The sequence below is a fragment of the Amycolatopsis sp. WAC 04182 genome (assembly GCF_003947465.1).
Lineage (GTDB): Bacteria > Actinomycetota > Actinomycetes > Mycobacteriales > Pseudonocardiaceae > Amycolatopsis.
On record NZ_QHJJ01000003.1, the window covers coordinates 1,280,004 to 1,293,626 of the forward strand.

The window sequence follows — 13,623 nt, forward strand, 5'->3', positions numbered from 1 at the left end:
CGAGCAGATGTTGCCAACGTTGTCACAACGTCCCCGGAGGCCGAGACGCTTCCGGAAGCCCCTGACCGCCGCGGTGGTCGCCATAACCGCCCTGGCGTTGACGTCGGGGGCCGCGACGGCCGCGGAGAGCGGCTGGAAGATGGGCAAGCCCCGCCTGACCACCCCGTGGACGAACCATGTGTCGCCCACCAACGCGTTGCCCGAGTACCCCCGGCCGCAACTGGTCCGCGAGAACTGGCAGAACCTCAACGGAGTCTGGGAGTTCGCCGGCGCCGCACCCGGCGAGGTCCCGCCCTTCGGCGAGAAACTCGCCGAGAAGATCCTGGTCCCCTACCCCACCGAATCGGCGCTTTCCGGGATCCAGCGGCACGAGGACTTCATGTGGTACCGGCGGACGTTCACCGTGCCGAGGCACTGGAACGTCGGCAGGGACAACACGCTGCGGATCAACTTCGGCGCCGTCGACTACAAGGCGAAGGTCTACGTCAACGGCAAGGAGGTGGCCGCGCACCAAGGCGGCTACGGCGCGTTCTCCGCGGACGTGACCTCGGCGCTGAACCCCAAGGGAGAGCAGGAGATCATCGTCGGCGTCGAGGATCGCGCCGACGCGACCTGGCAGCCCGTCGGCAAGCAGCGGCTGGTCCCCGATCGCGGGATCTTCTACGAGGGCGCCTCGGGCATCTGGCAGACGGTCTGGATGGAACCGGTCGCGGCGAAGCACATCGGCACGCTCGGCATGGTCCCCGACCTCAAGTCCTCCACGCTCAAGCTCACCGTGGACACCGGCGGGAACTCCGGGCTCACCGTCGAGGCCGTCGTCCGCGACGGCCGGAAGGTGGTCAGCCGCAGCAAGGCGTCCTCCTCCGGGACGATCGCCCTGCCGGTGCCCAAGGCGAAGCTCTGGTCGCCGGATTCGCCGTTCCTCTACGACCTCGACGTCGAACTGAAGGACGGCCGCCGCACCGTGGACAAGGTGTCGTCCTACTTCGGCATGCGCGAATTCGGCACCGCCAAGGGCGCCGACGGCAAACTCCGGTTCACCCTCAACGGAAAGATCCTCTTCCTTCAGTCCACTTTGGACCAGGGCTACTGGCCGGACGGCATCTACACCGCGCCGACCGACCAGGCGCTGCGCTTCGACCTCGAACAGCACAAGGTCCTCGGCTTCAACACGGTCCGCAAGCACATCAAGACCGAACCCGACCGTTGGTATCACCACGCCGACAAACTCGGCCTGCTCGTCTGGCAGGACATGCCGTCGATGCGCACCGGCGGACGCCCGCCCGCCGACGCGCAGCGGCAGTTCCAGGTCGAGCTGAAGGAATTGGTGGAGCAGAAGAAGAACTGGACCTCGATCGTCGGCTACGTGCCGTTCAACGAGGGCTGGGGCGAGTGGTCGCGCGAGACCACCGGCAGGATCGCCGACGACGTCAAGGCCCAGGACCCGACCCGGCTGGTCAACGCACACAGCGGTGTCAACTGCTGTGACTCCCTCGGTGACTCCGGCAAGGGCGACGTCATCGACTGGCACGCCTACCCTGGCCCGGCGAAGCCGATGCCCGACGGCAAGCGGATCTCGATCGACGGCGAACACGGCGGCTACGGCCTCGAGGTCGAGAACCACATGTGGTTCGGCGAAGGCCACGCCTACGAGATGGTGAAGGACCAAGCGACCTTGAACAGCCGTTACGTCCAGAACCAGCGCGACGTGCTCGCGTCGGCGCAGAGCTGCGGCATCAGTGGCTCGATCTACACGCAGATCACCGACGTCGAACACGAGGTCAACGGCTTCTTCACCTACGACAGGCAGGTGAAGAAGATGGACTTCGCCCAGGTGCGGGCGGTCAACCAGGCGATCATCCGCAACGCCGACGGCAGCGGCTCCGGCGCTCCCGACCCGGGCCCCGGCACTCCCGGGATCGACGGCGTGCACGCCTACAAGTTCGACGAGGGCACCGGATCCAGCGCCAAGGACTCGGTCGGCACCGCGCACGCCACGCTGACCAACGCGCAGTGGGCGGGCGGTGTCCAGGCCGGTGCGCTGGCCTTCGCGGGCAACGGGCAGGCCGACACCGGGGCGAACCTCGTCAACACGGCCGGCAGCTATTCGGTTTCGGCGTGGGCCAAGCTGGATGAGGCGAGCGGCGCGTTCCAGACCGTCGTCAGCCAGGACACCGGCCGTGACAGCGCGTTCTTCCTGCAGTACTCCGGACAGGACCAGCGATGGGCGATGAGCTTCGTCGGCCTCCGTGCCCTGTCGCCGGAGAAGCCGGAAGTCGGTCGCTGGTACCACCTGACCGGAGTCCGCGACGCCAAGGCGGGCACGTTGTCGCTCTACGTCGACGGCAAGAAGGTCGCCGCGCAGAACGCCTGCTCCGCCGCACCGAGCACCGGGCACACGGTGATCGGCCGCGGGCAGTACGGCGGTCAGCAGGTCGACTTCCTGCGCGGCGCGGTGGACGACGTCCGGCTCTACGACCGGCCGCTGACCGACGCCGAAGTCGCGACGCTCGCGAAACGCGACTGAGCCCGGACACGCGGCGCCGGGGTCACTCCCGGCGCCGCGTGCCGGCCACCCACTCCCGCACGATGTCGCCGAGCACGGGCAGCGGCACCTGCCCGTTCCTCAGTACGACGTCGTGGAAATCCCGGATGTCGAAGGCCTCGCCCAGCCGCTCCTCGGCGAAGGCCCGTAATCGCTGGATTTCCAGCCTGCCCGTCATGTACGACAGCGCCTGACCGGGCCATTCGATGTACCGGTCGGTCTCGGACTGCACTTCGACGTCGCTCAGCACGCAATGCTCGGCGAGGTAGTCCACGCATTGCCGCCGGGTCCAGCCGAACGCGTGCAGCCCGGTGTCGACGACGAGCCGCGCCGCGCGCAACGAGTCCTCGGCGACCATGCCCAGCCGCATGACGTCGTCGGAGTACAGGCCCATCTCGTCGGCGAGCCGCTCGGTGTAGAGCGCCCAGCCTTCGTCGAACGCCGAGAGCGGGACGAGCTTGCGCAGCCGGGGCACGTCCTCCAGTTCGAAGGAAACGCAAGCCTGGAAATGGTGCCCTGGAACGGCTTCGTGGAAAGCGACCGACTCGGCGATGAACCGGAACCGTTCGGTCACCCGGTAGGTGTTGGTGGAGTAGACGCCCGGACGACCGCCGTCGGCCGACGGCGGCATGTAGTACGCCTGCGCGGCGGAGGGCCCGTCGGCTTCCGGCACGGCGCGCACCACGCATTCGGCCGACGGCACCCGGCGGAACCAGTCCGGTGCCGCGGCCGCGGCCCGCGCGACCGCTTCCGTCGCGGTCGTGATCATCTCGTCCGCGTCCCGCCAGCGCAGCGACGGATCGGTGCGCATCCGCCGCCGGACCGCGACGGGGTCGTCCTCGCCGAACACGGCCGCACCGAGCCGCCGGTACTCCTCGTCCAGTGCCCGGCCGATCGCGAGGCCGGTCTCGTGCAGTTCCTCCGGCGAGATCCCGGTGGTGGTGTGCGTCTTGACCAGGCCCGCGTAGCTCTCCTTGCCGCCGTCCAGCCAGGAGAGGCCCGGGCGATCGTCGGATCGGCCACGTCCGGCGATCTCGCGGGCGAGAACCTCGCGATAGGCGACGAGCGCCGGGCGCACCTTCTCGGTGAACAGCCGCCGCCGTCGTTCCGCGCGGTCACCGGTCAGTGGCGGGACGAGCAGCGGGTTGGGTTCGACGGCCAGGAACCGGTCGACGTGGTCGATCGCGCCGCGCACCGCCCGTTCCACCGGGGTCCGGCCCGCCGCGACCCCGGTGCGGTGACGATCGGCCAGCGCCGCGAAGAACTCCGGGAACGCCGCCAGCCTGGCCAGATAGTCCTCTTCCGCCTGCTCCCCCGACGGCTCGAGCTGCGGGAGCCAGGACAGCACCCCGGTGCCCTCGGCCGCCATCTGATCGGCGAGGGTGAACTCGAGACTCCGCGAGTCGAGCCTGCTCAGCAGCGATTCCGCGTGATGGGAAACGACACCGAGGGTGATCCGGTCCGGATCCGTGGAGCGGGCGGCGTGCCCGGCGATACGGACGGCGCGCTCCCTGAGCCATTCGTCACCGGCCTCCGAGACGTCCCGCAATTCGTGGTCGTGCCCCGGGACGTTGTCGAAGGTCGCCATCAAGGGCATCTCGGTCGCGAGGACGTCGAGGAGTTCGTCGGCAAGCTCCGCCGCCGTCGGCTGTTCGCTCATATCCGATGACTACCAGAATCCACACGGCGTCCGCTGGCAGATATTCGCGTTCGCGAATGCGGGTTCGGCATCGAGAGCGTCACGACATCTCATCGTTCGCGTATCCGGGTAACCCCTTCTCCGGAATCGCCGACCTCCGCACAGGGAGGCAGCGATGACCACCACGAATTCTTCCGCCCGTCCGCATGATCTCCGCCTGGCTCTGTGCATGCGTGGCGGGGTCAGCCTCGCCGTGTGGATGGGCGGCGCCTGCCGGGAAATCACGGCACTCCGGTCCGCCGACAGTTCCCAGGCGGCACCGGACGCGGTGACGGCACGGGACATCACCCAACGCGCCATTTACCGGAAAATCCTCGCTGTCGCCGGATACGAGCACGTCGATGTCGACGTCATCGCCGGGACCAGCGCAGGCGGGCTCAACGGTGCCCTGCTCGCCAGTCACCTCGTCTACGGAATGCGTTTCGACGACGGGATCCGCGACATCTGGCTCAAACTGGGCGACCTCGAGTTGCTCACCCGGCATCCCGGGCACGGGATCCCGCCGTCTCTGCTCGACGGCGACGGCGGTTTCTACGCGAGGCTCTCGGAACAACTGAAACAATTGCTCGAAACCTCGTCGTGCCGCCGCTTGCGGACCGATGACTCTCCCCGCCTCGTCCGCCTGATCCTCACCGCCACGAGACTGTTCCCCCGCAATGAATACCTGCGTCCTTCCGTCGGGCAGGCCTTGCTCGCGAGTTGGTCACAGGCCCACCTCGCCTTTCGCCATTACCGGACCGAATGCGGCGTCGCGCACCCGATCTTCAGCGATTTCCCCGCCGGTTCGACGGCGCATCTCGACCGGCTCGCCTATGCCGCGCGGACGACGTCGTCGTTCCCCGGCGCCTTCGAACCGGCGAGGCTGACGGTGACCGGGCCCGAGATCGTCGACGACAAGCCGTGGCTCGACGCCGTCGGCACATGCAGCGAGACCGGCGTACCGGACGCGGGCAGTACTCAGGCACAGCTGATGGACGGCGGAGTTCTCGACAACATCCCACTCTCGTGGGCCATCCGCGCCGTCGCCGGCGCGCCCGCGCAAGCGCCCGTCGACCGCTGGCTGCTCTATCTTCAGCCGGTTCCCCCGACACCGGCCAAACTGCCGGCCAACAGCACGGAACAGGGTTCGCTCGCCCGGCTGGCGCGAGTGGTCAAAGCCTTGATCCGCACCAAGATGAACAGTGAGACCTTGCTGGACGACGCGGCCGAACTGAGCGACGCCTGGACGTCCGCGCAACGGCTGCACGGCACCGCCGGGGGTCTTCCCGGAGACCCGGGCCTGGCGAACCTTCCCGGCAAGAGGGCACGCCGGAAGCTGATGCCCCGCTATGCCGAGGCCGTGGCGTCGGTGGAGGCCGACCGCCTGGCGAGACTGGTCGACGATCCGATCTCCCTGACCGGTCCCGATCCCCTGCCGATTCCCGACAGCCGCACGTTCACCGCCGGGCAGGCCGCGGCCCCGATCCTCGAACTCCTGCGGGGTCCCGCCGTCGCCGACCTCGCCTGCGCGCCCGGCGCGAACAGGCTCACCATCTCGTGGTTCCGTTCCCTGCTGGCGCCCGCCCGCGCCGTCGCGCTCGTCCTGGACTGGGTCCAGGCCATCGAAGCCGGGCAAAGCCTGGACGAGGATCAGAAAGGCGCGCTCGGTTCGATCCGCGACAAACTCTATGAGACCCGCTTCGCCTGCGAAGTCCTCCTCGCCTGCCGGGATCGGCTGCTCCTGCGAGGCGGCTCGCCGGACTTCGAGGTCCTGCCCTGGGTCATGGCCGCTTGCCGTCGGCTCTCCTGTTTCATCGACGCCGCCGGCGGGCTCCTCCCCGGCGAAAACTGGTGCTGCGTCATCGCCGACGTCGCCGAACACGCCGTCCAAGCGGACCTGCTGCCCGTCGAGCCGGACTTCCCGGAGCCGTTCCTCACCCCGATCTGGAACCGGGTGGGCGAGCTGGCCGGCGCTCTGGTCGCCGAACTGGGCGAACGCGCGAAGGTTCCAGGATTCACCGCGCTCCACGAGGCGGCGTGCATCGACCTGGCGAGGACGCTCGACGTCTTCGCCGTGGCCGAGATCCTGATCGGCCCGCTCCGTCCCGATCCGCTTTCCGAGCCGAGCCGGATCCGGGTGCACGCCATGTCGGCGATCGCCAAGAGCCCACTGGAGAAGATCCTGCTGGCCGAGGAGCCGGTCGACGACGTCCAACGGGTCGAGCGCAAGCTCAGCGGCAACCAGCTGATGAACTTCGCGAGCTTCCTGTCCTCGCGCTGGCGGCTCAACGACTGGACCTGGGGCCGTCTCGATGCGGCCTGCTCGCTGGTCGATGTCGTCGCCAGGAGCGAGCGTCTCCAGGCGAAAGAGGAAACCGAACTCGTCGACTGGCTCCGAGACCTCTACGCCGAGCACTACGTCCATGTCTTCGGCAAGACGTCGGACGATCTCGACGCGCGTCCCGAACTGGCGGGTCTCATCGGCCCCTGGGAAGCACTCGGCGTGACCCCGGCGAACGTCCGGCACAAACTCCCGATCCTGCTCACCACCTGGCTGCACTGGAACATCCTGCAGCAGGAGATCCCCCTGCTCACCGGCCTGGCCGAACTGCGGCACAACGGCGATGTCCCACCCACCGACGAGCAGCTCAAGGAGGCGACCGGGACATCGGTCGCCCGGCTCTCGGACAAGGCCCAGGTCCTGGGGAAGGTCGGCGCGGAAACGGTGCGCGTGCTCTTCAAACGCCCTCATCTCCGGCGGGCGGGTCTCCGCCTCGGCCTGGTCACCTGGCGCGCCATCCAGCCGGCGGGCACGAGCAAGGGCGCCAAACTGGGGCGGACCCTGTTCGCGGTGACCAAGCCCATGGTCGTGCCGCCGCTGCTGATCGGCTTCCTCGCTCCCTTGTTGAGCGTCGCCGCCGGGTTGCTGGCGTGGGGTGCGGTGTCCGTCGCCACGGACGAGTGGTTCAGCCTGCCAGGGCACCTCTTCCTGGCGATCGGGATCGGCTTCGCGGGCGGGTATTCCTGCTGGCACTACCTTCCTGACAGAGGCGGCGCGACCCCGTTCCGCAGAGTGGTCGTGTTCGCGGCGGGCTCGCTCCTGTACCTGCTCGGGCTCGGCCTGCTCCTGCGGGAGACCGCGTTGCCGTGGGAATTCGGGCCTTGGGCGCGTGCCGTCTGGGTCGGCGTGCTGAGCGCTTCGAGCGTCCTCGTCTCGTTGTGGGGTGTCACCGCCATCGGTATCCGGAGCGGACGCGGACGGCGGCTCACCTTCGTCGGGCTCACCGTGCTCATCCCGGCGCTCCTCGCCGCGACGCTGACCGCATTGGCGTCCGTGCTGTTCTGGCCTGGAGATCCGCTCACCGGCTGGGCGGCCGCCGGCATCCTCTACTGCACGATCGCGTGGGAGACGATCATGCTGACCAGGTACTTCCCCGATCCGCCGTCCGCGCAGTCGCCCAAGGCCCGAACGACGCGCTGAGGCGTGCGCCACAAGCGCCACATGGTCGGACGTCCTACTTTTAGGGTGGCTTCGTGAACGACGTCCAGTTCCTCGTCGAGAGCGGAATCGGCCGGATCACGCTGAACCGGCCGCGTGCGCTGAACTCGCTGAACCACGGCATGGTCCTCGCCATGCTCGACCATCTCGAAGCGTGGCGCGCCGACCCGGGTGTCCGCGCCGTGCTGATCGACGGCGCCGGTGATCGCGGGCTCTGCGCGGGCGGCGACATCCGCGCCATCTACGAGGACGCCCGCGGCGGAGGCACCGCGTCCCTGCGGTTCTGGGCCGACGAGTATCGCCTCAACACCGTGATCTCGCGCTATCCCAAGCCCTACCTCGCGCTGATGGACGGGCTCGTCATGGGCGGCGGGGTCGGCGTCTCCGCGCACGGCAGCCACCGGATCGTCACCGAACGCTCCCGGGTCGGCATGCCCGAGACCGGGATCGGCTTCGTCCCGGACGTCGGCGGCACGTACCTGCTGTCCCGCACGCCCGGCGAACTCGGGACGCATATCGCGCTCACCGCCGGGGCGATCTCGGGGCCCGACGCGATCCACTGTGGACTCGCCGACCATTTCGTGCCCAGCGAACGGATCCCGGACCTGCTTGACGCGCTGGCGGCCCGCACACCGGACGACGCGCTGGAGCTGATCGCCGAACCCGCGCCGCCGAGCACACTGGCCGGGGACGCCGGCTGGATCGACCGGTGCTACGCGGCGGACACCGTCGAGGAGATCCTGGCCAGGCTCCACGCCGAGGGCGACGCCGCGGCCACCACGGCCAAGGAGATCGAGGCGAAGTCGCCGACCGCGCTGAAGGTGACCCTGCGGGCACTCCGGTCGGCCGCCGCGATGCCAGATCTGGAAACCGCGCTGGCGCAGGAGCTCCGGATCTCGACCCACGCGTTCTCGACCGCCGAGTTCGCCGAGGGGATCCGCGCGCAGATCATCGACAAGGACCGCTCCCCGAAGTGGTCCCCCGGCACACTGTCCGAAGTGGACGAAGAGCTCGTCGACGCCTACTTCGCCTGACCGGTGATCGCCCGGTAGAGCGGCCGCAGCAGGGCGGTGACCGAGGTTCCGTCCACTGTGGCCGTGAGGGGCGGGACCTCGTCGAGCAGTCCCAACGGGTCCCCGGCCCGCGACCGCCGCGTGCTCGTGACGTCGCCGGCCGGACCCCAGCCGAAGAAGTCGTCCATCACCTCGTCGAGGCCGGGCGTCTCGGCGTCCGCGGACGGGGCGGTGACCCGGGCGCCCGCCTGCCGCCCGATCTCGTCGAGCAAGGCCGTGCGGTCGCGGCCGCGGAGCGTGAAGATCGCGAACGGGTCCTCCTCGCCTTCGAGCGCGATCAGCGCGGCGACGAGGTGATCGCAGGGAACACGGGTGCCGGGGCACGTGCAGTCCAGCGACAGTTCCCACGCCGCCTCGGGGAACAGCGGCACCTGCTCGGCGGCGAAGAAGCGAGCGATGTCGTCCGGGACCCGGCCGTCGAGCAAGGCCGTCCTCGCGGTCTCGTCCGCCGCGACGGCGGCGATGACCGCCGTCCACACCTGCTTGCCGAACGTCGGCAGGCCGATGCGGACCTCGTAGAACCGCTGCCGGGTCACCCGGACGCCGGCGACCGCGGCGCCGGGCCCGATCGTGAGCGTGTCGACCCGGCAGGGCGGCACGAGTCCTTTGTGGACACCCAATTCGTCGAGTGCCCGGCGGAATCCGTCAGTCATCGCCCGCCTCCCGCCCGAGCGCGAAGACCTCGCGCAGTGAAGCGGTGGACAGCTCGGTGAGCCAGTCCTCCCCGTCGGTGACGACGAGATCGGCCAGCGCCTCCTTCTTGGTGATGACGGCGTCGATCCGCTCCTCGATGGTGCCGGGGCAGACGAACTTCCGCACCTGGACGCTGTGCCGCTGGCCGATGCGGAAGGCGCGGTCGGTGGCCTGTTCCTCGACCGCCGGATTCCACCACCGGTCGAGATGCAGGACGTGGGTGGCGGCGGTGAGCGTCAGCCCCGCTCCCCCGGTCTTCAGTGACGCGAGCAGGATCGGCGGCCCCTCACCGGACTGGAAGTGCTCGACGATCGAGTCCCGGCGCCGCTGCGACAGGCCGCCGTGCAGGAAGGCGATCTTCGCGTTCAGCCGATGCGAAAGATGCGGGACGAGCAGGTGCCCGAATTCGGCGAACTGGGTGAAGCACAACGCGCGATCACCGGCGTCCAGGATCTCCGCCAGGAGCTCCTCGAGCCGGTTGACCTTGCCGGAGCGGTGGCCGATCGGCGAGCCGTCGTGCAGCAGATGCGCGGGGTGGTTGCAGATCTGCTTGAGCTTGGTGATCGCGGCGAGGATGTTGCCCCGCCGTTTGACCCCGGCGCTGTCGGCGATCTTGGTCATCATCTCGTCCACGGTGGCGCGATACAGCGTCACCTGTTCGCGGGTGAGGCGGTACTCCTGGAGGATCTCGATCTTCTCGGGAAGGTCGGCGAGCACGGTGGGATCGGTTTTGAGGCGCCGCAACAGGAACGGCCGGGTCAGCCGCCGCAGCTCGGTGGCCGCGGGAAGATCGCCCCGGCGCTCGATGGGCACCTCGAACCGCTCACGGAACTCCTGCCTGCCGCCGAGCACGCCGGGATTGAGCAGATCCGAAAGCGACCACAGGTCGGCGAGCCGGTTCTCCACCGGCGTCCCGGTCAGCGCGATCCGGTGCCCGGCGGAAATCCGGCGCAGTGCCTGCGCGGGCCCGGTGTTCTGGTTCTTGACCGCCTGCGCCTCGTCGAGCACGAGCCGGTGCCAGCGGATGGCCGCGAGCTCGTCGGCGTCGCGGGCGGCGGTCGAGTAGGTGGTGACGACCAGGTCCGCGCCCTCGGTCCGGACGCGGCCGCGATCGGCGCCGTGATGGAGGTGAACGCGCAGTTCCGGCGCGAATTTGGCCGTTTCCCGTTGCCATGTCCCGAGCAGCGACATCGGGCAGACCAGAAGGGTCGGCCGCCTGTCGCCCTGAGCCCGCTCGATCGCTTCGAGCGCGAGCAGCTGGACGGTCTTGCCCAGTCCCATGTCGTCGGCGAGGCAGGCCCCGAGCCCGATCGACGCCATGAACGAAAGCCACGCGACACCGCGGCTCTGGTAAGGCCGGAGGGTCGCCTGGAACGTCGGCGGCGGCTCGACCGGCTCGATCGTGCGCTGGACCCGGCCGGCCAGGAAGTCGTCGATCCAGCCGTCGGTCGTGACCTCGGTGACCGGGAGTGGCGTGTCGTCGAACCCGTGGAGCAGGGCCAGCAGGTCCGCCGGGGTGGGCAGCGGAGGTTTCTCGCGGTCCGGGTCGCGGCGGAGGTACTCCAGACCGGCGCGCAGCAGTTCGGGGTCCACGCTCACCCAGCGGCCGCGCAGCCGGACCAGTGACGACTTCGCGGCCGCGAGCCCGGCGAGTTCTTCGTCGGTCAGCGCTTCCTCACCGACGGCGAGCGCCCAGCGGTAGGAGGCGAGCTGGTGACGGCCGAGCCGGTGCACGGCGGCCTGGTCGACCGGCGCGCCGCGGACGGACAGCTTGAGCGCCAGCTTGCGCCTGCCGCCCCAGCTCGCCGGGAGCTGGACGTCGAATCCGGCCGCCGCCAGCCGTTCCGCGCCGCCGTCGAGGAACTCCACGGTTTCGGCGACGGTCAGGTCGTAGCTGCCGGGCTTCTCGGCGTCGACCGCGGGGCCGAGCAACGGCAACACACCGGCGGCGCGTTCCAGCTCGGCGGCGAACAGGCCCTCGGGGTCGGTGAATTTGGCGCCCGCCTTGCCGGACCAGACGTCTTCCGCCGGGAGCAAGAGGCTCGGATCGGCCGTGGAGCGCAGAAGGAACCGCAACTGCCACTTGGTCCCGTCGCCGGTCTGGTCGTCAGGGTCGTCGGCCGGGCCGTGCAGCGTGGGGACCTCGTCGAGCCGGAAGCAGACGGTGCCCTCGGTCAGGTCGGTGTCGCCGACCGCGTCCCAGGCGGCGATACCCTCGGCGACGATCCCCATGCGTCCCGGCGCCTGGCCGATCCGGTCGTCGGCGCTCTTCAGCGCGTGGAGCCACGACCCGAACGGGCCCTCGCGGCCATCGCTTTCCGTGGCATGTCCGGCGGCGGCCAGGCGATCGCGGACCGCCGCGTCGACCAGGGTGTGGAGCGCGTCGGTGACGAGCGCCGCCGGATCCGGCCCGGGATGTTCGGCCCGGCCGACCGGCGGGGTGGCCGCGATCAGCGCCCGGACCGCGACCGCGTCACCGCCCCGGGCCACGGGCCGCCAGCGCGCCCGGGCCACGATCTCGTTCCGCACGAGCGTGGGCAGCACGCGACCGCGGCGCACCAGATCGTCCGCCAGCCGGACGACGGCGCGGAGATGGCGGACCGAGGTGCCGTAGCTGACCGTCTCGGCCAGGTCCTCCAGCTCCGAGGGGTCGATCAGGAGCGCGGGCACCGACCAGGGTTCCAGCGTCAGTTCCTGCTGCGGGCGGCCGCGGGAGCCCAGTTCGGGCGAGGCGACCGGACCGCCGCGACGCGACGGAAGCAAAAGAACGGCCGATGCCGGTTTGCCGGGGTGCAGGGCGGTCAGATCCGCGACCGAGGCGGCGAACGGATGCGGCCGGGCCGCGCTCGACGGCCGCATCGACGTCGTCGCCGGGCGGTCGCCGTGTTCACCCCAGAGCACGATCCCGCGGCCACGGGACCACAAGCCGTGCACGACGAGTGGCGACATGGTCCTCCCTTCCGCGGTCTGGTCCCTCAAGCATGCCCGGGACCGATCAGCGTCCGGTCAGCGAGGCGCTTTAGGGTTCGCGGGTGACCGTTCTGAACGCGATCGAACCGCGCGACAGCCTGATCGTCCTCGGTCCCTCGAAGGCCAAGAACCGAGGCAGCGACGCCTCCGCGGGGGCCGACGCGCTTTGGCCCGAGCCGATGCTTCGCGCGCGGGCCGAGGTCCTGACGCGGTCCAAGGTCGACGGCGGCGGACTGCGACCCGCGTGGCTCCGCTACAACGGGAACTTCTACCGGAACGTCGGCGGCGCCCTCGGCGAGGCCGCCGCGTCCGGGCGGCTGCTGATCCTCAGCGGTGGCTACGGAATCCTGCGCGCCGGCGAGCCGATCGCCTACTACGACCGGAAACTCAAGCTCGGCGACTGGCCGCCGGGAGTGCTCGAAGACGCCGTGCTCGGTGAGGCCCGCCGGCTCGGGGCGGCGAACGTGGTCACGTTCGTGTCCGCCAGCGCCGACTACGCGAAACTGATCCGGCGAATCCCCTGGGACACCTCGGAAATCGGCGGTGTGCTGGTCACGATCGACTTCCACGGCGGCGGCGCACAGGTCGAGGTGCCACGGCGGCTGGCTCAGGCCTTCGGCGCGTGGTGGCGCCGGTCGCCGTCGGACTACCCGCCGGGCATGGTCACCGAAGAACTCGGGTGAACCCGCTCACGGCCACTCGGCTTCGGACAACAGGCGCGCGGCGCGAAGGAACGCCGCCCGGTCACCGGCGGGAAGCCGTCCGAGCAACCGTTCCTCCTGCTCCTGGATCTTCGACTGGGCCGACCGTCGCGCGGCGCGGCCGGCTTCGGTGATCCCCAGCAGCCGGACCCGGCGGTCCTTCGGGTCCGGTTCGCGGGTGATCAGCCCGTCCTCTTGAAGGTTGTCGAGGGTACCGATGATCCGCGTCTTGTCCGCGCCGATGGCCTTCGCGAGGGCGGCCTGCGTGCGGACGGGCCCGTCGTCGAGCGCGCTCAGCACCACGTAGCCCCACATGGTCAACCCGTGCTCGGCCAGCACCGGCGTCTCGGCGTTCATCAGCCGTCGCATCAGCCCGCCGAGCATCGCCGCGAGATCCGGCCTCCCCTGCTCCGCCATGCGCAGACCATACCGACCCGGTCGGTGGAACCCGTTGACGAACTCGT

General features: G+C 69.9%; 8 protein-coding genes. 4 read left to right on the forward strand and 4 right to left on the reverse strand.

The features are described from left to right. Nucleotides 1-73 precede the first annotated feature (73 nt). Nucleotides 74-2,527 (forward strand): LamG-like jellyroll fold domain-containing protein, encoded by a 2,454-nt coding sequence (locus tag DMH01_RS19630; RefSeq protein ID WP_125678840.1) that lies wholly within the window; start codon nt 74-76, stop codon nt 2,525-2,527. 22 nt (nt 2,528-2,549) lie between these two features. Here the strand turns inward: DMH01_RS19630 and DMH01_RS19635 are convergent, their stop codons facing one another. Then, nucleotides 2,550-4,205, reverse strand: a complete 1,656-nt coding sequence (locus DMH01_RS19635) for a DUF885 family protein (protein WP_125678659.1) — start codon at nt 4,203-4,205, stop codon at nt 2,550-2,552. A gap of 154 nt (nt 4,206-4,359) precedes the next feature. Between DMH01_RS19635 and DMH01_RS19640 the strand changes: the two genes are divergently transcribed. Continuing rightward, nucleotides 4,360-7,704, forward strand: a complete 3,345-nt coding sequence (locus DMH01_RS19640) for a DUF3376 domain-containing protein (protein WP_125678660.1) — start codon at nt 4,360-4,362, stop codon at nt 7,702-7,704. 53 nt (nt 7,705-7,757) lie between these two features. Further along, entirely contained in the window at nt 7,758-8,756 is a 999-nt protein-coding gene (locus tag DMH01_RS19645) for an enoyl-CoA hydratase/isomerase family protein (protein WP_125678661.1), read from the forward strand. Here the strand turns inward: DMH01_RS19645 and DMH01_RS19650 are convergent. Both DMH01_RS19650 and DMH01_RS19655 read right to left on the reverse strand, forming a co-directional pair. Beyond that, nucleotides 8,744-9,448 (reverse strand): SWIM zinc finger family protein, encoded by a 705-nt coding sequence (locus DMH01_RS19650; RefSeq protein ID WP_125678662.1) that lies wholly within the window; start codon nt 9,446-9,448, stop codon nt 8,744-8,746. The genes DMH01_RS19645 and DMH01_RS19650 overlap by 13 nt on opposite strands. Beyond that, nucleotides 9,441-12,437 (reverse strand): DEAD/DEAH box helicase, encoded by a 2,997-nt coding sequence (locus DMH01_RS19655; protein WP_125678663.1) that lies wholly within the window; start codon nt 12,435-12,437, stop codon nt 9,441-9,443. The genes DMH01_RS19650 and DMH01_RS19655 overlap by 8 nt, the downstream gene beginning before the upstream one ends. 83 nt (nt 12,438-12,520) lie before the next feature. Between DMH01_RS19655 and DMH01_RS19660 the strand changes: the two genes are divergently transcribed. After that, nucleotides 12,521-13,141: a hypothetical protein gene (locus DMH01_RS19660; protein WP_125678664.1), complete on the forward strand. Its 621-nt coding sequence runs from the start codon at nt 12,521-12,523 to the stop codon at nt 13,139-13,141. Nucleotides 13,142-13,147: 6 nt separating this feature from the next. On the opposite strand, the gene DMH01_RS19665 is transcribed toward DMH01_RS19660, so the two are convergent. Beyond that, the gene (locus DMH01_RS19665; RefSeq protein ID WP_125678665.1) at nt 13,148-13,576 is read right to left on the reverse strand and encodes a MarR family winged helix-turn-helix transcriptional regulator; all 429 of its coding nucleotides are present in this window, start codon (nt 13,574-13,576) and stop codon (nt 13,148-13,150) included. Between the last annotated feature and the right edge of the window lie 47 nt (nt 13,577-13,623).

What these genes read in the sequence shown, in the direction of transcription:
- DMH01_RS19650 (WP_125678662.1), bottom strand. Translation starts at nt 9,448, where the DNA reads ATGACTGACGGATTCCGCCGGGCACTCGACGAATTGGGTGTCCACAAA.
- DMH01_RS19655 (WP_125678663.1), bottom strand. Translation starts at nt 12,437, where the DNA reads ATGTCGCCACTCGTCGTGCACGGCTTGTGGTCCCGTGGCCGCGGGATC.
- DMH01_RS19635 (WP_125678659.1), bottom strand. Translation starts at nt 4,205, where the DNA reads ATGAGCGAACAGCCGACGGCGGCGGAGCTTGCCGACGAACTCCTCGAC.
- DMH01_RS19640 (WP_125678660.1), top strand. Translation starts at nt 4,360, where the DNA reads ATGACCACCACGAATTCTTCCGCCCGTCCGCATGATCTCCGCCTGGCT.
- DMH01_RS19665 (WP_125678665.1), bottom strand. Translation starts at nt 13,576, where the DNA reads ATGGCGGAGCAGGGGAGGCCGGATCTCGCGGCGATGCTCGGCGGGCTG.